Genomic DNA, 22,589 nt, shown 5'->3' on the forward strand with positions numbered 1-22,589 from the left:
CGGGTGCAGATCAACTATCTGCACCCATTCGTGTCAAGCGAGCAGGCAAGTGCCCCTACGAGGCAGCCGCCACCCCAATCGGGCAGGCAACGTTAGTACCGCCCAAGCCACAGTAGCCACCCGGATTTTTCGCCAGATACTGCTGATGATAGTCTTCAGCGTAGTAAAACTCAGGTGCAGGCATAACTTCGGTCGTGATGTTGCCGTAGCCTGCTTCGTTGAGCACCTGCTGATACATCACCTTCGACTCTTTCGCGGCTTCTAGCTGCGCGTCGGAGTAGGTGTAAACGCCAGAACGGTACTGAGTGCCCGTGTCGTTGCCCTGACGCATACCCTGAGTTGGGTTGTGGCTCTCCCAAAATAACTTGAGTAGCGCTTCGTAGCTGATAACTTTAGGATCGTAAATGACGCGCACGACTTCGTTGTGGCCCGTCATACCAGAGCAGACTTCCCGGTAAGTAGGGTTTGGCGTAGAGCCCGCTGCATAGCCGACAGATGTGCTGTGCACGCCATCAGCCTGCCAAAACTTGCGCTCTGCGCCCCAGAAGCAGCCCAGGCCAAACATCGCCGTTTCTAACCCTGCCGGAAAAGGTGGCTTGAGGGCGTTGCCATTGATAAAGTGCTTAGCGGGCACTGGCATTTCCTTTGCCCGACCCGGCAGCGCGTCGTCGGGGCTGGGGAGCGTGTCTTTTTTGCCGGTTCCAAGTCCAAAAAATGCCATAAATTTCTTCTCTAATTAAATAGTGCGACCTATCTCAGTGGAGACAAGTTCGTCTGTACTGTACTGTTGATTTTAGCGCGGTATAATTGGCTGCGCAGTCGGCAAAACCGTACAGATGAGCCCGATTCAGACAGATGAAATGTTAAATCCTCTGTGCCTGCTGACTCACTGGCCTGAAGATCGAGGAAAATATAAGCCTATCAATTGTCAGAGCCAGCTTCTCTATGGATCGATTCAGAGTCGAGGTCATTTCTAAAACCCCCAACCCTCAGCAGACAATTTACGCAGCCATGCACCAGGACTACGCCGAGGCGTTTGTCTGGGATCAGCGCGGCGAATGGCCCTCAGAAGAAAAAGCAGGCGATCTCGTCATTCGCAACTTGCTCAAAGGCGGACGTGGTCACTACGGCCCGCTAGAGCACCCCCAAATCGTCTTAAACTGCGGCTTTTTTCCCCATTCCACCATGCAGCAAATCCGAACTCATCGCGTCGGGTTGAGCTTTGATGTCCAGTCCTTTCGGTATACAGGTTCTAGAATTCTGGATGTAGCGCTGGGGAAGGCCGACGTTGAAGATGTGTTTTATCTGCGCCCGCTAGGGGCTTACACTGACCGCCAGGGCAAAAAGTACGACTATACTGAGGCGCTGCGTCAGCAGGATCTCGATTGGTGCTTGCAAGGGGCTCAGCGGTATAAGACCCGGATTGATCAGGGCTTCTCAGAAGAACATGCGCGCGGGCTGATCCCGTTTGATGTGCGGCAGCATTGGGTGGTCTCGGCTAATGCTCGCTCGCTGATGCACCTGCTAGACCTGCGCTGGAAAGCCGACGCTCAGCTCGAAGCGCAAAAGCTGTGTGAGGCGATTTGGCCACATTTTCAAGCGTGGGTGCCAGCGATCGCTCAGTGGTACGAGACCAACCGTCTCAAAAAAGCTCGCCTATCTCCCTAATCAAAGTCAGTAAGTTCGAAGAGATCTTGGTCAATTGGGTTAGCGGTTCGTCGCCTTACTTTTGTTCACAATAGGTTGTTTAAAGCGGCACTTCTGCGTCGCTTTAAATTTCCGATAAACTAATATATGGCATTAGTTTATCTAATGACTGAACGGTCACTACGCGCCTAACTTTAAGCCATGTAAAGTAAAACTTTGTAGTTACTCATTTGAGGTAGACAAGCATGAGAGCACTAGGCCACTTCCGCCACTCACATATCTCAATATATAGATAGCGACCATGCTTACCATAGATATGGCAGCAGTCTGTACAGCAGGCTTCTCAGCGGTTTGCCTGATCAGGCGGTGACTCAAAATATACAAGCGACACCCAAAGAAACTTCAAAGCATCTGGTCGATTTCTCTCAGCTCGTGTTAACACTGTAAAGACATCAAGGGATCATTAAAACTCCGATAGTGGAACCATAGGTGGTGAATTTCTGTCTAGAAAGCTACAATCTATGGGGTTCCGAAAAGAATGGTTAAACTTTATTGATTGAACGGATAGCCTCTTTTCTGCACAACCACATGAGTAATTTGACTAACTTGACTCAGTATCTACTCACTCAGTTCAGCAATTTTCCGGAGGCGCGTTTTTGCGCACGCATCTAGGCATATATTGTTTACATAAAGTCTGATCAAGTATCATCACTGATCAGTAGTCCTAAGCGGCTCAGTCTGATCGAATCGGCCACCGGCTTACATACCCATCGGTAACAACCCATCGGTAAAAAGATATTGCGATCGCCAGACATAACCGTGCCCAGACACCGACTTTGTAGATAGATGCCTAAAAAGCCTTATGGAATGTGTTGAGGAGCCATCGGACTCCAATCTTGTTGAGGGGCTACTGAGCTTCAATTGATTACATCTGACCTGTCACACATAAGAAGGAGCGAGAGGAAAGCGGCATGACCCAGGCTAAGGAAACACTTCAAACTTTAGAATCCAGCAGTGAGCCCGATCAAAAGACCAGTTCGTCAGCAACCGTTAAAACCATAGACTTAACGGATTCAGGCACCGCTACTGCTACCAAAGCCACCAAAGGGGCCGCTAAGGGCGCTGCCAAAGGGAAAACCACTCGCCGCCGCACCGCTCAGACCAAAAAGAAGCACTATACCGAAGACTCTATTCGGCTATATCTGCAAGAGATCGGGCGAATTCGCCTGCTGCGCGCTGAAGAAGAGATCGAGCTGGCCCGTAAGATTGCAGACCTGCTAGAGCTAGAGCGAATTCGCGATGAGATTGACGACCAGCTAGAAGATGAGCCCACCGATACTGACTGGGCCAATGCGGTCGATATGACGCTTCCTGCTTTTCGGCGTCGGTTGCACTTGGGTCGCCGCGCCAAAGATAAGATGGTGCAGTCCAACCTGCGTCTGGTTGTCTCCATTGCCAAAAAGTATATGAACCGGGGTCTGTCTTTTCAGGACTTGATCCAGGAAGGCAGTCTGGGCCTGATTCGCGCCGCCGAAAAGTTTGACCACGAGAAAGGCTACAAGTTTTCTACCTACGCCACCTGGTGGATTCGTCAGGCGATTACCCGTGCGATCGCCGATCAGTCTCGCACCATCCGGCTACCGGTGCACCTGTACGAAACGATCTCGCGCATCAAAAAGACCACCAAGCTGCTTTCGCAAGAACTAGGCCGCAAACCCACCGAAGAAGAAATCGCAACTCGCATGGAGATGACCATCGAGAAGCTGCGCTTTATCGCCAAGTCTGCGCAGCTACCTATCTCTCTAGAAACGCCCATCGGTAAGGAAGAAGACTCTCGTCTAGGTGACTTCATCGAGTCGGACGGCGAAACCCCTGAAGATGAGGTTTCTAAAAGCCTGCTGCGCGAAGATCTAGAAAGCGTACTCAGTACGTTGAGCCCTCGTGAGCGCGATGTGCTGCGGCTGCGCTACGGCCTTGACGATGGCCGGATGAAGACCCTAGAAGAAATCGGTCAGATCTTCAACGTCACTCGGGAGCGTATCCGCCAGATCGAAGCCAAGGCTTTGCGTAAGCTGCGTCATCCCAATCGCAACAGCGTTCTCAAAGAATACATCCGGTAAGCGTTCAGACCGGAGAGTTCAATTCATACATAGGGAGGAAGTTTGACAATAGTTGAACTTCCTCTTTTTTTTGCCTAGCCCACAAGCTCTCCTTTTTCCCTATTTCCCTTTTCCCCTTTTCCCTTTTCCCAGCCTCAGCCAAAACTTCACGCCCACCACCCACCTCACCTGTGGACAATTTTTATACAAGTTGGTACAGTTGTTCTTGTTAGTGTGTAGCTGGTAGCCTGAAAATTACAATGGAACCCTTAACTGAAGCTCAACAAGAGCTGTACGACTGGTTGGTGAGGTACATCCGAGAAAATCGACACTCGCCTTCAATTCGGCAGATGATGCGAGCGATGAAGCTAAAGTCACCAGCGCCCATTCAAAGTCGTTTAGAGCATCTGCGCCGCAAGGAGTACATTGACTGGACGGAAGGCAAGGCTCGCACCATTCGAATTTTGCAAGAGTCTCAGGGCGTGCCTATTTTTGGAGCGATCGCCGCAGGCTCAATGGTAGAAGCTTTTACCGATACGCTAGAGCATTTCGACCCAGCCTCCCTAATCTTTAAGAGCGGCGACTTTGCGCTGAGAGTCAGCGGCGACTCGATGATCGAGGCATTGATTGACAGCGGCGATATCGTCATCATGAGAGAAGTCGAAGAGCCCTCCCGCATCCGCAACGGCACGATTGTCGCGGCCCGCGTAGAGTCTACCACCACATTAAAGTACTACTACCGCGAAGCCGGAAAGGTCACGCTCAAGCCCGCTAACCCTCACTATGAGCCGATGCACTACCCGGCCGAAGAGGTGAACATTCAGGGCCGATTAGTGGCGGTTTGGCGCAATCAGGATCTCAGCTAGCGCCGCCCGCAACCTCGCTAAGCCGAGCGAATAGGTCAGCGCGCCACTAGGTTAGCGCGCAAATCAGTTAGCGCGCAAATGGCGGTATACACTGATGTGAGACTCGCTAAGGGAGCACAGAAGATGACTGCTGCGGCGCAACCCCCCGACCGCCCTAGCCGCACTTTTGCGGTAGGACTACTGGCAGTGGTGCTGGTGGTGCTGTCGATAGGCATCGGCGGTTTTTGGTATATGACGACAAATAGCCCGCTGAGCCTCTTGTCTGGCGGAGATCGCCCCATTGCTGCAGCGACCGCTTTTGTACCCGCGCGATCGCCTTTTGCGCTATCCCTACTCACTCGTCCCGAGCGATTGATTGCTCTACAGCAGGCGATCGCCTCGCCCGACCAGCGCCGCCCGACCCATCGTGAAATTAGTCAGCTCAAGCAAAGCCTGCTCGAAAACACAGGTCTCGATTACGACCGCGACATTCAGCCATGGGTCGGGAGCGAGATTACCTTTGCCCTCACTGACAGAGATCTAGATTTTGATAGCGCTAACGGTCAGCAGCCGGGATATCTACTAGCTCTGGAGATCGCCCCTGGGCAACAGCTGCAGGCCCGTAATTTTTTACAAACGCTCTGGCAGCAGCAAAGTCTGACCACTGGCAACCCGCCTGGTAGCCAACAAATTAGCGGTGTCCGCATCCTTTACGACTTGCCTGGCAGCCAGCGACTCACGACAGAAACTTCGCGATCGCGCTCTCAGCTAAAGGGTAGACCCCCATCTTTAATAGCGGCTAGTGCTCTAGTGGGCAACCAGTTCGTCATTTTTGCCAATGATGTCCGGGTGCTGCAACGCAGCATACGGGCGACCCAGACGGCTGCAAACTTAGCTCAGAACCGGGCTTACCGGCAGGCGATCGCTCAGCTCCCCACCCAGCGAATTGGCCTTGCCTACTTCAATGCAGCAGAGCTAGGAAAAATTGGCAGCGGCGAGCCCGATTTAGCCGAGTCAAGTCTGCATAGGGGCAGAGACCGCGCAGCGTTTACAGCAGTCAGCTTGGGCGTCACCCGTAACGGCCTGATAGCTCATGCTCAGCTCTCAGACCAGCTATTAGATCAGCTGCCAGCAGATGCCGCTGCCCAGAGCCGCCCTGAAGCTGCCCTGAAGTATCTACCAGCAGATAGTGTGATCGCGCTTGCCAGCCGTGACCTCAGTCAGTTAGCGCCTACGCTTACAGCAGCAGGCTTACCCAGCCATCTCTTACCCGATTTTCTTTTCTTAGAACAGCCGGCAGCGGGTGGAAATGGTACCGCTGAAAAGGGTGTTGTCGCCAGTACTCCACAGCCAACTCAGCTGTCACCTGAGCTATGGAACTGGGCAACGGCAGACTATAGCTTAGGCCAGGTTAGCGTGGGTCAGTCGCCCGACTGGGTACTAGCAGTTGTCCGCGATACTGAGGGGATAGCCAGTCTTGATCGAGCTATCGTGGCTCAAGGCTATAGCGCCGTTCCTGTCAGTATCGGGGCAGACGAAGCGATCGCCTGGACCCGATTTCGCGTCAGGACCCAGCGCCGGCTAGCAGCTAATAGTCTAGAAACTGAGATTTTGGGCTTACATTTGCAGCAGGGAGACTACGAGATTTTTGCTAGCTCGCCAGCGGCGATGGATAGTGCCTTGGCTGCGCCTCAAAACCCACTGCTCAAGGCTGAGCGCTTTACCCAAGCGATCGCTCCGCTGCCCACCTCTAACCAGGGATATCTCTATATTGACTGGCCAGCGATCGCCCCAACAGCAGAGCGAGCCCTCCCCATACTCAACCTGATCGACGTAGCCGCACGGCCCTTTGTCAGCCATATTCAGACGCTAGCCGCCGCCTGCGAAGGTGAAACTGCGAGTATTTTTATCAAGCTGAGTCAGCCCGCCGATAAAACAGCCCCCAGTCAAGCTACAGCTCCCAGCCAAACTAATGAGTGAGCCGCCCGCCCGCTCAGACTTTGGCCATTCACGGGAGTCTAGCCAGACCCTCTGGCCATCGGTCATTGCTTGGGCACAGGGTCATCTGCCCTCAGCCAGCGAGCAACAGCAGATGGCTGATTGGGAGCTAGAACCCAACCGCGCTGCTGTCTGGCAGGTCTCTGCTGATCATGTCGTTCATGCACTGAAGACCAGAGCCGCGCTGCTGCAAGCCCTCTGCCAGCAGACACCTGACTCCACCATGCCCTTACCGGGTGATTGGACAGACTGGATTGTTCCGCTATGGACAGTGTGGCTGCCGCTTGCACAGTGGCTGGATAAAAAGCAGCGGGACTTAGGCGGTCCTTGGGTTCAAGGTATCTTAGGCGGGCAGGGGACGGGGAAGACGACGCTCACTAAAATTTTGCGACTGATTTTAGGCCACTTAGGCCACCAGACAGCGGCGCTGTCTATTGATGATCTGTACCTGACCCATGCCCAGCGCTGTGAGCTGAGAGCGCAAGATCCCCGGCTGATTTGGCGCGGCCCGCCGGGTACGCACGATATTGAGCTAGGGCAGCGCACGCTGAGGCAAATTAAAAATGCGTCAGCTAGTGAGCAGATCACGCTACCCCAGTTTGATAAGTCGCTGTATCAAGGGGATGGCGATCGCACGCGCTCCCTTACCCTACCGGCCCCAACGATTGTGCTATTTGAGGGCTGGCTTGTCGGCACGCGGCCCGTAGATGACAGCGTCTTTAGCGACCAGCATCCGCTGCCTGACCCGATCCATACCGCTGCTGATCGGCAGTTTGCCAGAGACAGCAACCGCCGACTGCAAAGCTATTTACCCCTATGGGATTTTCTCAATAGTTTGCTCGTGCTCTACCCTACCGACTACCGCCAGTCACAACAATGGCGACAGCAGGCCGAACAGCAGATGAAAGCGCAGGGTAAAGAGGGCCTTGGCGATCGCCAGATCACCGCCTTTGTCACCTATTTTTGGAAAGCGCTGCACCCTGAACTGTTTATCACCCCGGCCATTCGCAGCCCAGATACCAGCCTGGTCGTAAAAGTTGAGCGCGACCACAGCCCAAGTGAAGTGTATTCTCCCTCATCTGGGCGGGCTCATTTTATATGAACCTCCCGTAGAGACTCAGCAAAGAGTTAGGGCTGGTGACTCGTCTTTCTAGCCAGCAGCTGTCTCTACCTGACAAAATGGCAGTTGCTTCTAAGCTAAATAGTAAAGTACCGTCAGTAGAGAAGGGAACCTAAATGAACATGGTGAGTATGGATACAACCGTTCAAGTGCTAGTGCCCTCTGGCATTCTAGATAGCACTCAAGCAGAAGAGGTTCGCGCTCAAGTCGATAGCGCCCTCTCGACCGGGGCCAAGACGCTGCTGATGGATCTTAAAGACATCACTTTTATCGACAGCTCTGGACTGGGCGTTCTAGTCTCTGTACTGAAGAAGGTGCGATCGCAGGGCTGCGAAATGGTCGTCTGCGCAATCAATCCTCAGGTCAAAATGCTGTTTGAACTCACCAGCATGGACCGGGTGTTTGAAATATTTGAAAACCGCGAAGCTTTTGAAGCTTCACGGTAGTGGTCGTTAATTGGTAGCTAGCTGATTAGCAGCCAGTCAATGATTAGTCAGGCAGTCAGTAGTCAGTCAACAGTCAGTTGGCAGACTGTCAGCCCGCAGATCCCTTTAGAAAGGGATGTCGTCGTAATCAGGCGTTTCGGCAGCGGCGGGTTTAGCAGCGGCGGGCGCAGAAGGCGCAGCCGCTGAGGGGACAGAAGCCGGAGAGCTGCTGCTACCTGCGAACTTGCCTTCGGCCATAGGCGTAGGTTCGGCGATCGCCATGGCCTGCAAATCACCAATCGGGCTGACTCGCTGAACCGTCATTTCAACCCGCTTTTCTTTAAAGCCCTCAGGCCGCTCTAGCGTGTTCATTCCTAACCGGCCTTCTAACAGGACGCGGTCACCTGCCTGATAGCGCTCCTGAATCTCTTGGGCAAGATTGCCCCAACCAATGGCTTTCATCTGACCGGGCGCATCGCCTTCCCGCAGCCCCGGAAACTTAACGACAAACTCCGCAATCGGCGTTTGATTATCGGCGGTGTAGCGCAGCTGAGGAGCCTCCACAATTTCCGCCATTAAGATGCAGTTGTTCATACCCGCTCTTCCTTAATTCTGCTCTACTTCAATGAAGTGTTGAACCTTCTGCCGATACGTTTGCAGCTGCCTATCTACCCAATTTCGATCTTCGCTATTGGCAAAAATACGCACCAAAGGCTCACTGGCATCGGGTAAAATTAGCACCCAGTTCTGTCGGCTCGGGTCTACTATTTTAACGCCATCGACCAGTTCTAAACTATCAGCCGGATGGGTCTCTACAAGATAGCGCATGAGGGCTCCCTTAATCGTCCAGGGGCAGCGGATGCTCTGAGAGCGGTGGGAAATGCGCGGCAGCTCCTCCCAAATTTTGCCTAGCGATCGCTCTTGAATTAGCAGCATCTCAATCAGCTTAGCCACGCAAAACATCGCATCAAAACCGGGATGAAGCTGCGGAAAAATGAAGCCCATATCGCCACTGCCACCGAGCACCACATTAGGATGGGTGCGGCAAGCTTCCATCAGCGCGGTCGGGTTGGCCTTAGTGCGGATCACCTGACCGTCATGGCGACGGGCAATTTCTTCGATTGCACCTGAGGCGTGAACGGGCACAACCACCGTCCCTCGGGGGTGCGCAGTCAAAATCATATAGGCCATCAGCGCCGTTAGCTGTTCACCACGAATGGGTGAACCAATTTCATCAACGAGCACCAACTGCTCGCCGTTGGCCAAAATTTGCACGCCAAAAGTCGCCTGCAAAGCCAGCACCACCTTCCCGAGCTGACCGAGTAGCACCTCACGAGCCGCCGCCGAGGGCACCGTCGGATTTAAGCTGGCATTGAGCACCACCGCGTCGCAACCAAACTTGCCGAGCAGTTGGGGTAAAACCGCGCCCGACACCGCATAGGCGTAGTCAATCACAATCTTGGACTTGCTGCTGCGAATCGATCCTATATTAAGATGATCTTCAAAGGCCGTTGTATAGGCATCTAGCAGGCCGCTGGGGTAGGAGACAGAGCCGATTTCGTGGATTTGCGATCGCCGTAAATTCTCCTTGAAGTAAGCCCCTTCAATCTTCTTCTCTTGGGCTTTGGGAATGTCGATGCCTTGGTCGTCAAAAAACTCAATCAACAGATGATCCGAGCGATCAGGGTGAATCCGAACGTGAATTCCCCCGGCCACATTGAGCGCCGGCAGCACATTTCTGGCCACCGGAATTGAAATGGCCTCTAAATTTTGTACATGAATGCCCACTGACATCAGTCCGGCAATGAGTGAGCGCGTCACCATTCGCGAAATGCTGCGCTGATCTCGAGACACCGTCACATGGTCGCTGGGCTTCAGCGTAGAGCCATAGGCGGCACCTAGCTTTACCGCAAACTCAGGCGTGATATCGACATTGGCTAGGCCCGCCACCCCGCGCTGGCCAAACAGATTGCGCTGAGCCGTCTTCCCCCAGATCAAATTGATATTCAGCGTCGCGCCCGACTCAATCAGCTTACTAGGCCAGACCCTTACCCCTGGGCTAATTTGGGCCTCTTCTCCAATCGTCGAAAGCGCCCCGACAACAGCACCTTCCAGTATCTGAGCGCGGCGATCAGCGCGGGTGCCCCGAGCGATCACACAGGCCCGCAGATGCGTATCATCTCCAATCACCGCGCCATTCCAGATGATGGGCCGCTTGAGATCGGCGTCGCTGCCAATCGTGACATTATCCCCGACGACTGTACCTGGCTCTAGCAGCGCTCTGGGGCCGATGCGACAATTGCTGCCAATCAACACAGGCGGCATGATCTTGGCAGTCGGATCGATGCAGGTGTTTTTGCCGACCCACACTCCGCTACTGACTTCAGGGTAAGCATAGTCAATTTTTACGCGGCCCTGCAGTGCGTCGTAATGGGCTTCGCGGTAGGCATCAAGATGACCCACATCGCACCAGTAGCCCTCAGCGATATACCCATACATCGGCTCGCCTTTCTCTAGCAGCAGTGGAAAGAGATCAGTCGAAAAGTCTTGCTCGCACTCAGGCAGCAAATACTCCAGCACCTCGGGCTCCAGAATATAGATGCCTGTATTTACCGTATCTGAAAAAATCTCGCTGGCAGAAGGCTTCTCCAAAAAGCGCACAATCTCCCCGCTGGAGTTAGTAATCACAACGCCAAACTCAATCGGATTAGGCACACGGGTCAGCACCAGCGTGGCCTTAGCGCCCTTTGTCCGGTGAAAATCTATCGCCTTTTGCAGATTAAAATCGGTAATGCTGTCGCCGCTAATGACCAGAAAAGTATCGTCGAGCAGTTCAGAGACATTTTTGACGCTGCCAGCGGTTCCTAGGGGCTGATCTTCTTCGACAGCGTAGGTAATCTGCACCCCAAAATCTTGACCGTTTTGAAAATAGTCCCGCATGACATCGGGCAGATAAAACAGAGTGGCAATAATCTCTGTGATGCCATAGCGCTTAAGCAAATTGATAATGTGCTCGGCAATAGGGCGGTTGAGCACAGGTACCATAGGCTTAGGCAGGTCACAGGTCAGGGGCCTGAGCCTGGTTCCTGAGCCACCGGCCATGATTACTGCACGCATAGTTACTCTCCAGATGAGTCACTAATGTATTTTATAGGAGTTGCGAAAAGCAGGATGCTTGTTGCCTACGGCGCTACCTTTGAAACGCTTAAAAAAGCGGTCGGAGCCACAGCGCGAGAGCAAGCGCCCGCTTTTTATTAAGCAGATGTTGTAATCAAGGGCGATTTTCCGCAGCGGCGGCTATGGTGGGCTAGATTATCTCTAGATGACTGGGCGGCTATCTCAGGTGAGCTGTCATGAGGCTATTGATATCATTATGGTCATAGAGTCATCAAACAGAGCTATCAATTTAAGTGTGGAAACACGCTAGGAGGGCGTCAATGAGTACCTTGATTACGATTATTTTGCTGGGCGTTTATGGTGCTGGAGCCTGGAAGTTTTGGCAGGGGTTTAACCGCACAAATTTCAGCACGGGTAAAGCCTATTTGACTTTGCTATGGCCGTTTTTCTTGATTGGCAATAAGGACTACAGACGCAATTTTACTAAGGCCATCAAGGGCTCTTAAAGGACAGTAGCGCAGATGGGTCAAAGCATAAGTAAATCGTCCCAATCCCCCTTGGGGGATGTCTTGCAAGCCAAGTCTGTGCCCTGGCTGCCCATGATTAGTGCGGTCGCCCAACGGTTTGATGCGGAGTATGCGGGTGAGTCTTTTGATCTACCCGAAGAAGTCGAAGCGATGCCGGTATTTCGTGACTGGGCAGCGGGCTCGCTGAATTCGCGCATTGCTTCACCGTTCTGGCAGATCGCTCAGCCGAAAAAAAATCAGCACTGCTTGGACTTGGGCTGCGGGTTTAGCTTTTTGATCTACGAATGGAAGAGCTGGCAGGCGCTGTTTCACGGGCAAGATGTGAGCGAGACTGCAACTAAGACCCTGCATCAGCGCGGCCCTCAGCTGGACTCTAAGCTGTTTAAAGGGGTCAAGCAAGGCCCGGCCCATCAGCTAGACTATCCGCCTGCGAGCTTTGATCTGGTGATTGCGACGGGCTTTAGCTGCTACTACCCGCTGGACTATTGGCAGGCGGTGATGGAGGCGGTGAAGCCACTGCTGAAACCGGGTGGCTTTTTTGTATTTGATGTGGTCGACCCAGAGCAGGCGCTAGCGGAAAACTGGGCCATTTTAGAGACTTATCTGGGCGCAGAAGTCTTTTTAGAGAGTTTGACTGACTGGCGATCGCTCATAAAAGCAACCGGAGCCAAAGTCGTCAAGCAACAAGAAGGCGAGCTGTTTCACCTCTATAAAGTGCGCTGGTAGTCGGCTTTGACGGCGATCACACCCCAGGTTTGGCTGATTGGCGGTACCCGCGAAAGCGCTGATCTCGCGAGACGACTCTCAGCTCAGGGCGTGCCTTACCTCGTGACGGTAACGACGCCAAGCGCCGCTGATCTATATCCAGATGCCGCTCAGATTCGGGTCGGAAAGCTCACGGCTGAAGCCATTCAGGCGTTCGTCATGCAGCAGCGGGTGCAGTGCATTTTAGATGCGTCTCATCCGTTTGCCTGTGAAATTTCTCAGCAGGCGATCGCCCTCTCACAAAAGCAGGCGATCGCCTATATACGCTACGAACGCCCGGCCCAGACAGACAGCGCCCTGCAACAAGACGGGTTGCTCACAGTCGTTGAGTCGCTAGAGTCACTAATAGCCAGCGACTTGTTGCACGACCAGCGGGTGCTTTTGACGATTGGCTACCGGCATCTAGCCAGGTTTACAGCGCTGCGCCAAACTTCAAAGCTATTTGCGCGGGTGCTGCCTTCGGTGGAGGCGGTTGCAGGGGCGATCGCCGCCGGATTTGCCTCCTCAGAAATCATTGCCCTGAGGCCACCCGTCTCTCTCGCCTTAGAAAAAGCCCTGTGGCAGCAGTGGCAGATTACCCAAGTGGTTGCCAAAGCCTCCGGCCAGCCCGGCGGCGAAACCATTAAGCAGCAGGTGGCTCAACAACTGGGCGTTGGTCTGATTTTGATCCAACGTCCGGCGATCACCTACCCCAAGCAAACCAGCACTTTGTCTATAGCTGTTAAATTTTGCTCAGAAGCGCTCAGTCTGTACTAACCTGACGCTTAAGGGGAGCAGCTCAATCAATTCAATCAGTCAAGCAGAGTAAATGAGTGGCGATCGCCATCAGCGGTCAGCGCAGAAATCACTAAAAAAGCGACCAGTCACGCAAAAAGACCAATTTCACCTTGACTATGTGCCAAGAAGTGCTATCGTGATGGCTACTTTTCGCACAATGCTTACTCACTGCCAAGACAATTGGCTCCGACGCAATTCTTAACAGTCGTTGCCCTTTGCCTAACTAACTCCCTATGCCCTCTTCTCCTATGCAATCTAGGCCGACTCCACCATTTAATTCGTCGCCAGAAGGCAGGTCGTCAGAGAGCAGTGGTCGTACAGTTCCTAGTGATACCGCTGGGCCGACGTTGCCCAATCCACCCCGGCCCAGCCCGGCAATGCCCAGTAGCACTTCGGTATATGCGCTCAGAGAACTGGTCTCCCGACTACAGCGCGAGCAATACAAGATTCAAGATCTGCTGGGATCGCTAGGGTTCGCCCTGCGCAGTCTGAACAACCTCAGCCAGTTTTTAGAGCTGATTCCGATGATTGCCAGCCGGGTAACTGACGCCTATGGTGGGGCGCTGGTGATGTTTCAGCCGGATGGGCAGCTGCGGCTAGAGCAGGTGCACTGTGCGGGCTCTGACGACTGCCAAAACGTCCGCCTGGCACTGGAGATGGCTACCCGGCAGACGACGGTATCGCTAAATGCAGCGAGTGAAACCGCTACCTTGACCCACGCCATGCTGTCGCTTGACCAGCAGGCAGGACGGTACTTAGGCGCAGATTTTCAGATCTTTGGCACCGCCATCATTGTGCAAAATGTAGAGCGAGGGCGGCTGTATGTCTTCAGCAATGAGGGCGACTATACCTGGAGTGAAACCCGCCAAAAGCTAGTGCGTCTGGTGGCCGATCAAACGGCTGTCGCCATCGAAAACAACGAGCTTACTCATGAGCTGCGCCACAAAGAACGCATTGACAGAGAGCTGGAACTGGGCGCTGAAATCCAGGCGCAGCTGCTGCCCCACGAGTGCCCGACCATCGAAGGCATTGACCTGGCTGCTCGCTGCAAAACCGCCAATAAGGTTGGCGGCGACTATTACGACTTTATCCCAACAACCTACGAGCAGCTGCGGCAGCCTAACGCCCCCGCCTCTGGGCAAAAGCCCTGGAGCTTTGCGGTCGGCGATGTAATGGGTAAAGGCGTACCGGCAGGGCTGATGATGACCATGCTGCGCGGCATGCTGCGCGCTGAAGTGCTCAACCGCCACTCGCCCGGACAGCTATTGCAGCACCTTAACTGGGTCATGCGCACCGACTTAGAAAGCTCTAATCGCTTTGTCACCCTGTTTTGCGCCCAGTATGATCCGCGCACTCAGATGTTGGCCTATGGCAACGCCGCTCACAATCCGCCGCTGCTATGGCGGGCCGCGACCGGGCAGATAACCCGCCTCGATGCCGACGGCATGCTGCTAGGGCTAGACATGGATACTCACTACCAGGAAAACCAGGTTCAGCTTCAGCCGGGAGATACCGTTATTTACTATACCGATGGCTTTACCGAAGCTGCCAACAGCGGCGGCAAACGGTTTGATGAGGATAACTTAATAGAATCCTCTTGCTGGGCCTGTCGCAATCTCTCTAGCGCCGAAGAGATTTTAGATTATTTGTTCAATATGCTTCAGCGTTTTGTCGGCGCCGACCGAGAAGCCGAAGACGATACAACCCTGGTGGTGATGCGGGTGACTGCGCCCGCTGAGTTTAGGCAGCTTTCAACTGGCGTATTGTCTTGAGCTTTTCCCCAGGGGGCGGTAGATGTCTCACGCTTTAGCACCTATCTCCTACTTTCTATTCCCTTTTCTGCGCATCAGGAATATTTACCAAACAGAATTACCGCCCCAAAATCAATTCAGCTTTGTTAGTTGCTCACGCGGTTACGGGTATTTTGGGTGGGTGCCTATTAGATAGCGATCGCCGCTAAAAATCTATGGAACCTTTTGAGTTTTATACTGCTCAGTTTGAGACGACTGCCGTCACGGGTACGCCTGTCATTGGCCAGCAATACTTTGATCAAGACCTCATCGGCTCTACTGGCGAGATGCTGACCGGTTTCTATCAGTCGGGGCAACTGTGGGCGCTGCTGATTGGGCTGGTGCTGGGCTACGCTTTTAAGTCGATGTCTTCCTACGGCTGAGGCCAGTTGATATCCAGTTGATATGAAAGGGGAGCCAACAGCAGACCAGGGAACCTTGACAGAACAAAAGGAAGGCCGCTCAAACTGCTACTGTATGGTGGGCTAATACTTAAAGCCCAAGTACAGAGAAAGTGCAGGAGAGCGAGACAGTGGGTACCCAACCGAGCCAGTCACCTACCCCGGCAGGCGGCCAGCAAGCCTGGAGCCAGCGATTTGAATCGGCGCTGCATCCAGCGATCGCTCAGTTCAATGCCAGCATTGGCTTCGATATTGAGCTGCTAGACTGTGACCTGACTGGATCGATTGCTCACGCCCAGATGTTGGCAAAGGTCGGCATTCTCTCAGAGGATGAATGCGATCGCATTGTCGCCGGGCTAGAAACCATTCGGCAAGAATACCAGCAGGGTAAATTTAACCCGGGTATAGACGAAGAAGACGTGCATTTTGCCGTAGAGCATCGCCTGATCGAACTGGTGGGAGACGGCGGTAAAAAGCTGCACACGGCCCGATCACGCAACGATCAGGTCGGCACCGACATGCGGCTATATCTGCGCGGCCAGATTGAGCAGATCCGCCAGCGCCTGAAAGCCTTTCAGCAGGCTCTTGTTGACATTGCTGAGCAGAACGTAGAGACGCTGATCCCCGGCTACACGCACATGCAGCGCGCGCAGCCTTTGAGCCTAGCGCATCACCTGCTGGCCTACTTTGAAATGACCCAGCGCGACTGGGAACGCTTGGGTGATGTGCTCAAACGGGTGAACCTTTCGCCATTGGGCTGCGGCGCGCTGGCGGGCACAACTTTCCCGATTGACCGGCACTATTCAGCAGAGCTGCTGGGCTTTGATGATATCTACCACAACAGCCTGGACGGAGTCAGCGACCGAGACTTTGCCATTGAATTTGCTGGGGCTGCAAGCCTGATCATGGTGCATCTTTCGCGGCTGTCTGAAGAGATTATCTTTTGGGCTTCGGAAGAGTTTCGCTTTGTGACGCTAGGGGACACTTGTTCGACCGGGTCGAGCATTATGCCGCAGAAGAAAAACCCAGATGTGCCAGAGCTGGTACGGGGCAAAACCGGGCGAGTCTTCGGCCACTTGCAGGGGCTGCTGGTGATGATGAAGGGTCTGCCGCTGGCCTACAACAAAGATTTGCAAGAAGACAAAGAGGCTATTTTTGATACGGTGGCAACGGTGTCAGGCTGCTTAGAAGCAATGACCATTTTGCTGCAAGAGGGCATCACCTTCCGTCCGGAGCGGCTCAATCAGGCAGTAGCTGAAGACTTCTCTAACGCGACCGACGTGGCTGATTATCTAGCGGCTAAAGGTGTGCCTTTTCGCGAAGCTTACAATTTGGTGGGCAAAGTCGTAAAAACGTCTCTGGCTGCTGGCAAGCTGCTCAAAGATCTGAGTTTGGCAGAATGGCAGTCGCTGCATCCGGCGTTTGAGGCGGATATTTATGAGGCGATCGCCCCTGCTCAGGTTGTCTCTGCTCGCAACAGCGCAGGTGGCACCGGCTTTGAACAGGTACGCATTGCCCTAAATCGGGCTCAATCTTTGCTAAAGCCAGATGCTTAATGATTCAAGCTCGCCTGATAATGTCACTAACTTCAATCAACACATCTGGAAAGGCAAGCGGAGTCAATTCACCTTCGGTATAAGAAACGCGAGAAGTATACTGTCCTGACTGAGGATCTCGAAAGACATTCAGTGACTGATTTTTGAGATCGACTACCCAATACTCCGCAATATTTACTTCTGCATAAACTTGGGTTTTCACCTGTAAGTCCTTCTGCAAACTAGAGTTTGAATATTCAATCAACCACAATATGTTTTCTGGATAGGGATGATGGCTAGCGTATTCAATTCCCAAAGGTACTACAACGGCAACGTCTGGCTCGGGCTCAGATTGGTTGGGTAGCGTAATCGGTTTTGCTTGACGTACCATCGCTCGGTCGCCCAGCAGCCGGATCAAGTAATTGCCTGTGGCAGTACTGAAATGAGCATGAGGTTCGCCTTCTGGTGGCATTTCGACAATTTCTCCCCTAATCAGCTCTACCCGCTTGTCGTCTAGCAGGCCAGATGCAATCATCTGGTGGTATTCTTCCAGAGTCCATTTTGCAATTGCAACCGTCATTGTGCGGCTCCCATTGTGTTAGCCAGTAGTCCACATTGTAGCAGCGCCTTCTAGAGGTTTTTTTCATCGCTATGGCCACCCTCAGTCTCTGCATGATCGTCAAAGATGAAGCGGCAAATTTGCCCAGAGCGCTAGCGAGTGTGAAAGATTTGGCTGACGAAATCGTGGTTATTGACACCGGATCACGGGACGATACGCCGACGATTGCCGCCAAGGCTGGCGCGAAAGTGGACTTCCTGACCTGGAACGACGATTTTGCTCAAGCCCGTAACGCGGCGCTAAAGCAGGCCACGCAGGACTGGGTTTTGGTATTAGATGCCGATGAAACGCTGACTCAGGCGGGTAGACAGCTAGTTGGCGCGATTAAGCAGGGTCAGTCTCTAGGACAAATTGATCCGAACGATCTGCTGCTAGTAACGCTGCTGCGCCAAGAGATTGGTGCCAATCAGTCGCCCTATAGCCAGGTATCCCGGCTGTTTCGCAACTTGCCCGCCCTGAGCTTTTCTCGCCCCTATCACGAGAGCATTGACGACAGCGCCGAAGCGCTGATGGCCGCTGATTCGCGCTGGCAAATTGCGCAGTTTGGCGATGTGGCGATTGACCATACAGGCTATCGCGTCAGTGAAATTGCCGCCAAGCAAAAGTTCGACCGGGCGCAACGGATCATGGAGGCACACCTGAACGCACATCCGCAGGACGCCTATATGGCTAACAAGCTCGGCGCGCTCTACACCCAAAATAACGAGTGGGATAAGTCTCTGCCCATTCTGCGGACGGCGCTCAGCTCGGGCAACTTTGACCCGATGACAGAGTACGAGCTGCACTATCACCTGGGCATTACGCACCGCCATTTAGCGCCGATAGCCGGTCAGAGGGAAGCGGCAGAAGCGGCCTACCGTCAGGCGATCGCCATTCCCATCGCCGACAAGCTGAAGCTAGGCGCTTATCTCAACCTCGGGGCGCTGCTTAAACACAAAAACGATTTAGCCGGGGCACTCACTCAATATGAAGCGGCTGCCCGCATTGATCCCACTCAGCCAGTGACCTATTTCAATCTGGGCGTCGTTCACCGGGCCAGGGGCTATTTAGAGCCTGCCCTGAGAGCTTACGAATACGTGATCGCGCTGGCTCCCGACTATGGCGCGGCCTATCAAAATCTGGCAGTCGTACTCTTTAAGCTAGGCAGGCTCCCTGAGAGCAAGCGAGCCTTTGAGCAGGCGATCGCGCTCGCTGAGAGTACTCATCCGGCAGAGAGCGATCGGCTTCGGCAAGGGATGAAAAAGTTAGGACTCAGCTAGACGACAGACTGATGACTACGCCCGTCGGACTAAGATATGTCTATTCTGAGTCCGAGAATTTTGAGGCCGACATGCCACGGCCTCGTAAATCGGCAAGATGCTGAGCCGATTTTTGCCAGGGCTCGCTGCCACCATGACTGGCTGGCTGCCAAAAAGCTGTGTGCTGAGTCTCTTCTCGCAGGGCTGGTCGGTCGGGATGATCGCGAGGCAACAAAATCCGCTTGCATTTGTATAAGACATCGTCCCAGGTCAACTCAGGCTGGTTGAGCAACTGGCGAAAGGTACTCAAAATCACCTCAGATTCGCTATTTTGCTGCACTGAGAGGGGTTGAGACGCCCGAAGGGGATCGATCTGGACGGCAGCGATCCCCTGACGCACAGCGTTGCGGATTGCTTGAGTGTGGGCCTTACCTGCTTTTTCATACTGCATCTGCCAGCCCTTTTCACTCGAAGCATAGAGTGCAGGCAGCCGGTTGAGCGCATAGGTTTCGACTTCGGTCGTTTTGATATACTCGCGTAGCTTGGGAGGAAGCTTGGTCTTTTGCCGTCCGACTTCTTTAGCAACCAGCCTCTCCATGACGTTGGTGTAGGCTCTATCGGCCTGCGAGGAAGAAGTAGTCATAAGCGATGAAAACCTGGTGGAGATGTGTGTAGCTGACAGTAAGGCGCTTGGATATCAAGCCTACAGGTATAGCTTTATAGATAGGTTGCCCAGGGGCTTTGGGTTACGTATCAGGCGCGATCGCAAAGTCAACGAAAATACACCAGGCCTATTGAAAACCCATCCGTACAATTCACGAAAAAGCTCCCAGATCAAAGTTTTGACCTGAGAGCAGTTAGCTAGCAATTGATTTTGATCTGGGTTGCTTAGGTGGTGACTAACTCAGCCGGTAAGCGTTTGAAGGCTAAGCGCTCATTTTCCACATCGACGAAAATGGTATCTCCCTCTGTGAATTCGTTACGCAAGATGGATTTGGCGATTTGGGTTTCGACTTCCCGCTGAATAGCTCGCTTCAGGGGGCGAGCGCCGTAGGTGGGGTCGTAGCCAACATCGGCCAAGAAGTCTAGCGCCGCATCGGAGAGCTTGAGGGCCATTTTGCGATCTTCTAGACGACGCCCTAGCCGCTTGATCTGAATTTTGACGATGTTGCGCAGCTGCGCTTTGACCAGGGCGTGGAAGATGATAATTTCATCAATCCGGTTGAGAAACTCGGGCCGGAAGCTGGATCGCAGCGCGTCGGTGACGCGCGATTGCATCGTGTCGTACTGAGTATCGTCGCCAGCAATATCGAGAATGTACTGAGAGCCGATATTGCTAGTCATGATGATGATGGTGTTGGTAAAGTCTACCGTCCGGCCCTGAGAATCGGTGATGCGGCCATCGTCTAGCACTTGCAAGAGGATGTTAAATACATCGGGGTGGGCTTTTTCAATTTCATCAAACAAAATCACCGCAAAAGGACGGCGACGCACCGACTCGGTAAGCTGACCGCCTTCGTCATAACCGACGTATCCCGGCGGGGCTCCGACTAAGCGAGAGACAGAGTGCTTCTCCATGTATTCAGACATATCGATCCGCACCAGGGCATTTTCGGTGTCAAACAGGTAGCTCGCTAGGGCCTTGGCCAGCTCAGTTTTACCGACACCTGTCGGGCCGAGGAAGATAAAGCTCGCCATCGGTCGGTCGGGATCGGCCAGCCCAGCGCGCGATCGCTGAATTGAATCGGCGACTGCTGTCACCGCCTCGTCTTGACCAATCACCCGCCGATGCAGCTCATCTTCTAAGTTGAGCAGTTTCTCCATTTCAGAGGCCACCAGCTTATTGAGCGGGATGCCCGTCCACTTAGAGATAATCTCAGCAATATCGGACTCGGTCACTTCTTCGCGCAGTAGTGTCTGTCCAGAGGTTTGAGTTTCGCTTAAAACGACTTCGGCTTTTGCTAACTGCTTTTGCAGCTTAGGAAGCTTGTCGTACTCAAGCTCAGAAGCTTTGGCCAAATTAACGTCGCGCTTGGCCTGCTCGATCTCAACATTGACGCGATCTATCTCTTCTTTGATGGACTGAATATTGCTGATAGTATCTTTCTCAGATTGCCACTGCGCGTTCAGTTCACCTTGATCTTCTTTCAGGTCGGCTAGCTCTTTTTCTAACCGTTCTAGCCGTTCTACTGAAGCCGCATCACTCTCTTTTTGCAGCGACAGCCGCTCCATCTCTAGCTGCAGGATTTTGCGATCTACTTCGTCTAGCTCTTCGGGCTTGGAGGTGATCTCCATTTTTAGCTTGGCAGCGGCTTCGTCTACCAGGTCAATGGCTTTGTCAGGGAGAAAGCGATCGCTAATATAGCGAGTAGACAAAGCAGCGGCGGCCACCAGCGCACCGTCGGCAATTTTCACCCCGTGGTGAACTTCGTAGCGCTCCTTGAGCCCCCGCAAAATCGACACCGTATCGGCCACCGAAGGCTGATCGACGTACACCTGCTGGAATCGACGCTCTAGCGCAGCGTCTTTTTCGATATGTTTGCGATACTCATCAAGCGTGGTCGCCCCGATGCAGCGCAGCTCGCCCCGCGCCAGCATCGGCTTCAGCAGGTTACCCGCATCCATTGCGCCCTGGGTCGCCCCGGCACCGACAACGGTATGAATTTCGTCAATAAATAGAACGACCTGACCGCTAGAATCGGTAACTTCTTTGAGCACGGCCTTGAGCCGCTCTTCAAATTCGCCGCGATATTTGGCCCCGGCAATCAGCGCCCCCATATCGAGCGAGATCAGCGTGCGATCTTGCAGTGACTGCGGCACATCGCCGCGCACAATTCGCTGAGCCAAGCCTTCGGCGATCGCTGTCTTCCCCACCCCCGGTTCACCAATCAGCACCGGATTATTTTTAGTGCGGCGTGAGAGTATTTGAATAGTGCGGCGAATTTCATCGTCGCGGCCAATCACCGGATCTAGCCTGCCTTCACGGGCGTAGGCAGTGAGGTCACGGCCATATTTTTCTAGCGCTTCGTATTTGCCTTCGGGGTTTTGGTCGGTCACTTTTTGGTTGCCTCGTATCTGCTCGATTGCCTGCTTTAAGTCTTTTTCGCTCAGGTTAAACGCTTTAAATAAATCTCGGCCAAAACGCTTGTCTTGGGTATAGCTCAGCACCAGATGCTCAATTGAAATATAGTCATCTTCAAACGCTTTACGATAGCCTTCGGCCCGGTCTAACAGCGTATCTAGGGCACTACCTAAATAGACAGAGTCGTTACTGCCGCTGACTTTAGGCTGCTTGTTGATAAAGGCAGTCGTGCGATCGCGCAGTTCGCCGATGGGCACACCTACCTTTTGAAAAATACTGACCGCCAGACCTTCTTGCTCTAGCAGCGCCTGCATCAGGTGTTCGGGCTCTAGCTGCTGCTGAGCTGATTGCTTAACGATATCCGGGGTGCGGGCGATCGCACTCCAAGCTTTTTCTGTAAATTTGTTGGGATCGTTTGGTTGCATAGTTCCCCTTCCGGTGTCTAGCGCTCCAGCTTTTATTCTGACTAAATAGAATTGAGCCGTTGCCAGATGCTCAATTGAGTATGTCTGTATTGTAAAAAAGCCTGAGCGTTTTACCATTCGGTGTTCACGGCTTAAACAGGTAGGTATTGCCGCCCTATAGACAACCGCCCTATAGACAA

The 22,589-nt window shown here is 53.4% G+C and carries 18 protein-coding genes and 1 pseudogene; 13 read left to right on the plus strand and 6 right to left on the minus strand.

Annotated elements, in window-relative coordinates; genetic code table 11:
• Positions 1–55: 55 nt before the first annotated feature.
• Positions 56–721 carry a peptide-methionine (S)-S-oxide reductase MsrA gene (msrA, locus tag CKL79_RS02925; protein WP_121968085.1) on the minus strand — a complete coding sequence of 222 codons (666 nt, stop codon included), beginning with the start codon at positions 719–721 and terminating at the stop codon, positions 56–58.
• A 224-nt stretch (positions 722–945) separates the two neighbouring features.
• Between msrA and thyX the strand changes: the two genes are divergently transcribed.
• The 6 genes and pseudogenes from thyX (at position 946) to CKL79_RS02955 (ending at position 8,155) form a co-directional block, all read left to right on the plus strand.
• Positions 946–1,668: an FAD-dependent thymidylate synthase gene (gene thyX / locus CKL79_RS02930; RefSeq protein ID WP_121968086.1), complete on the plus strand. Its 723-nt coding sequence runs from the start codon at positions 946–948 to the stop codon at positions 1,666–1,668.
• 929 nt (positions 1,669–2,597) lie between these two features.
• Positions 2,598–3,767, plus strand: a pseudogene (rpoD, locus tag CKL79_RS02935) (RNA polymerase sigma factor RpoD); the annotation flags it as partial.
• 239 nt (positions 3,768–4,006) lie between these two features.
• Positions 4,007–4,612, plus strand: a complete 606-nt coding sequence (lexA, locus tag CKL79_RS02940; RefSeq protein ID WP_121968088.1) for a transcriptional repressor LexA — start codon at positions 4,007–4,009, stop codon at positions 4,610–4,612.
• Between the two features lie 123 nt (positions 4,613–4,735).
• The gene (locus CKL79_RS02945) at positions 4,736–6,571 is read left to right on the plus strand and encodes a DUF3352 domain-containing protein (protein WP_170943945.1); all 1,836 of its coding nucleotides are present in this window, start codon (positions 4,736–4,738) and stop codon (positions 6,569–6,571) included.
• A complete protein-coding gene (locus CKL79_RS02950; RefSeq protein WP_121968090.1) occupies positions 6,564–7,691 on the plus strand; it encodes a glycerate kinase in 1,128 nt (375 codons plus the stop codon). Before CKL79_RS02945 ends, CKL79_RS02950 begins: the two co-directional genes overlap by 8 nt.
• Positions 7,692–7,840: 149 nt before the next feature.
• Positions 7,841–8,155, plus strand: coding sequence for an STAS domain-containing protein (locus CKL79_RS02955; protein ID WP_121968091.1), 315 nt, complete (start codon positions 7,841–7,843; stop codon positions 8,153–8,155).
• A gap of 105 nt (positions 8,156–8,260) precedes the next feature.
• On the opposite strand, the gene CKL79_RS02960 is transcribed toward CKL79_RS02955, so the two are convergent.
• Positions 8,261–8,728, minus strand: coding sequence for a single-stranded DNA-binding protein (locus tag CKL79_RS02960; RefSeq protein ID WP_121968092.1), 468 nt, complete (start codon positions 8,726–8,728; stop codon positions 8,261–8,263).
• Positions 8,729–8,740: 12 nt separating this feature from the next.
• Entirely contained in the window at positions 8,741–11,251 is a 2,511-nt protein-coding gene (locus tag CKL79_RS02965; RefSeq protein ID WP_121968093.1) for a mannose-1-phosphate guanyltransferase, read from the minus strand.
• A gap of 320 nt (positions 11,252–11,571) precedes the next feature.
• On the opposite strand from CKL79_RS02965, the gene CKL79_RS02970 reads away from it, so the two are divergent.
• From CKL79_RS02970 to argH, 6 genes are all read left to right on the plus strand, one after another.
• Entirely contained in the window at positions 11,572–11,757 is a 186-nt protein-coding gene (locus tag CKL79_RS02970; RefSeq protein ID WP_121968094.1) for a hypothetical protein, read from the plus strand.
• A 15-nt stretch (positions 11,758–11,772) separates the two neighbouring features.
• Positions 11,773–12,504, plus strand: coding sequence for a class I SAM-dependent methyltransferase (locus tag CKL79_RS02975; protein WP_121968095.1), 732 nt, complete (start codon positions 11,773–11,775; stop codon positions 12,502–12,504).
• A 6-nt stretch (positions 12,505–12,510) separates the two neighbouring features.
• The gene (locus tag CKL79_RS02980; protein ID WP_121968096.1) at positions 12,511–13,299 is read left to right on the plus strand and encodes a cobalt-precorrin-6A reductase; all 789 of its coding nucleotides are present in this window, start codon (positions 12,511–12,513) and stop codon (positions 13,297–13,299) included.
• Positions 13,300–13,697: 398 nt separating this feature from the next.
• On the plus strand, positions 13,698–15,092 hold the full coding sequence (locus CKL79_RS02985) for a PP2C family protein-serine/threonine phosphatase (protein ID WP_346427040.1): 1,395 nt from the start codon (positions 13,698–13,700) through the stop codon (positions 15,090–15,092).
• Positions 15,093–15,286: 194 nt separating this feature from the next.
• The gene (locus CKL79_RS02990) at positions 15,287–15,493 is read left to right on the plus strand and encodes a hypothetical protein (protein WP_121968098.1); all 207 of its coding nucleotides are present in this window, start codon (positions 15,287–15,289) and stop codon (positions 15,491–15,493) included.
• Between the two features lie 149 nt (positions 15,494–15,642).
• Positions 15,643–17,067: an argininosuccinate lyase gene (gene argH / locus CKL79_RS02995; RefSeq protein ID WP_121968190.1), complete on the plus strand. Its 1,425-nt coding sequence runs from the start codon at positions 15,643–15,645 to the stop codon at positions 17,065–17,067.
• Between the two features lie 4 nt (positions 17,068–17,071).
• Here the strand turns inward: argH and CKL79_RS03000 are convergent, their stop codons facing one another.
• Positions 17,072–17,626, minus strand: coding sequence for a Uma2 family endonuclease (locus CKL79_RS03000; RefSeq protein ID WP_121968099.1), 555 nt, complete (start codon positions 17,624–17,626; stop codon positions 17,072–17,074).
• A gap of 71 nt (positions 17,627–17,697) precedes the next feature.
• Between CKL79_RS03000 and CKL79_RS03005 the strand changes: the two genes are divergently transcribed.
• Complete coding sequence (locus tag CKL79_RS03005) at positions 17,698–18,924, plus strand: glycosyltransferase (RefSeq protein WP_205878975.1); 1,227 nt, start codon at positions 17,698–17,700, stop codon at positions 18,922–18,924.
• Between the two features lie 40 nt (positions 18,925–18,964).
• On the opposite strand, the gene CKL79_RS03010 is transcribed toward CKL79_RS03005, so the two are convergent.
• Together CKL79_RS03010 and clpB are read right to left on the minus strand one after the other, a co-directional pair.
• Positions 18,965–19,546 (minus strand): late competence development ComFB family protein, encoded by a 582-nt coding sequence (locus CKL79_RS03010; protein WP_121968100.1) that lies wholly within the window; start codon positions 19,544–19,546, stop codon positions 18,965–18,967.
• A 245-nt stretch (positions 19,547–19,791) separates the two neighbouring features.
• Positions 19,792–22,410 carry an ATP-dependent chaperone ClpB gene (clpB, locus tag CKL79_RS03015; protein WP_121968101.1) on the minus strand — a complete coding sequence of 873 codons (2,619 nt, stop codon included), beginning with the start codon at positions 22,408–22,410 and terminating at the stop codon, positions 19,792–19,794.
• Positions 22,411–22,589: the final 179 nt, after the last annotated feature.

Origin of the sequence: Leptolyngbya sp. BC1307, from assembly GCF_002286735.1 — a bacterium.
GTDB lineage: Bacteria > Cyanobacteriota > Cyanobacteriia > Phormidesmidales > Phormidesmidaceae > Phormidesmis.

What these genes read in the sequence shown, in the direction of transcription:
- msrA (WP_121968085.1), bottom strand. Translation starts at nt 721, where the DNA reads ATGGCATTTTTTGGACTTGGAACCGGCAAAAAAGACACGCTCCCCAGC.
- thyX (WP_121968086.1), top strand. Translation starts at nt 946, where the DNA reads ATGGATCGATTCAGAGTCGAGGTCATTTCTAAAACCCCCAACCCTCAG.
- lexA (WP_121968088.1), top strand. Translation starts at nt 4,007, where the DNA reads ATGGAACCCTTAACTGAAGCTCAACAAGAGCTGTACGACTGGTTGGTG.
- CKL79_RS02945 (WP_170943945.1), top strand. Translation starts at nt 4,736, where the DNA reads ATGACTGCTGCGGCGCAACCCCCCGACCGCCCTAGCCGCACTTTTGCG.
- CKL79_RS02950 (WP_121968090.1), top strand. Translation starts at nt 6,564, where the DNA reads ATGAGTGAGCCGCCCGCCCGCTCAGACTTTGGCCATTCACGGGAGTCT.
- CKL79_RS02955 (WP_121968091.1), top strand. Translation starts at nt 7,841, where the DNA reads ATGGATACAACCGTTCAAGTGCTAGTGCCCTCTGGCATTCTAGATAGC.
- CKL79_RS02960 (WP_121968092.1), bottom strand. Translation starts at nt 8,728, where the DNA reads ATGAACAACTGCATCTTAATGGCGGAAATTGTGGAGGCTCCTCAGCTG.
- CKL79_RS02965 (WP_121968093.1), bottom strand. Translation starts at nt 11,251, where the DNA reads ATGCGTGCAGTAATCATGGCCGGTGGCTCAGGAACCAGGCTCAGGCCC.
- CKL79_RS02970 (WP_121968094.1), top strand. Translation starts at nt 11,572, where the DNA reads ATGAGTACCTTGATTACGATTATTTTGCTGGGCGTTTATGGTGCTGGA.
- CKL79_RS02975 (WP_121968095.1), top strand. Translation starts at nt 11,773, where the DNA reads ATGGGTCAAAGCATAAGTAAATCGTCCCAATCCCCCTTGGGGGATGTC.
- CKL79_RS02985 (WP_346427040.1), top strand. Translation starts at nt 13,698, where the DNA reads ATGCCCAGTAGCACTTCGGTATATGCGCTCAGAGAACTGGTCTCCCGA.
- CKL79_RS02990 (WP_121968098.1), top strand. Translation starts at nt 15,287, where the DNA reads ATGGAACCTTTTGAGTTTTATACTGCTCAGTTTGAGACGACTGCCGTC.
- CKL79_RS03000 (WP_121968099.1), bottom strand. Translation starts at nt 17,626, where the DNA reads ATGACGGTTGCAATTGCAAAATGGACTCTGGAAGAATACCACCAGATG.
- CKL79_RS03005 (WP_205878975.1), top strand. Translation starts at nt 17,698, where the DNA reads ATGGCCACCCTCAGTCTCTGCATGATCGTCAAAGATGAAGCGGCAAAT.
- CKL79_RS03010 (WP_121968100.1), bottom strand. Translation starts at nt 19,546, where the DNA reads ATGACTACTTCTTCCTCGCAGGCCGATAGAGCCTACACCAACGTCATG.
- clpB (WP_121968101.1), bottom strand. Translation starts at nt 22,410, where the DNA reads ATGCAACCAAACGATCCCAACAAATTTACAGAAAAAGCTTGGAGTGCG.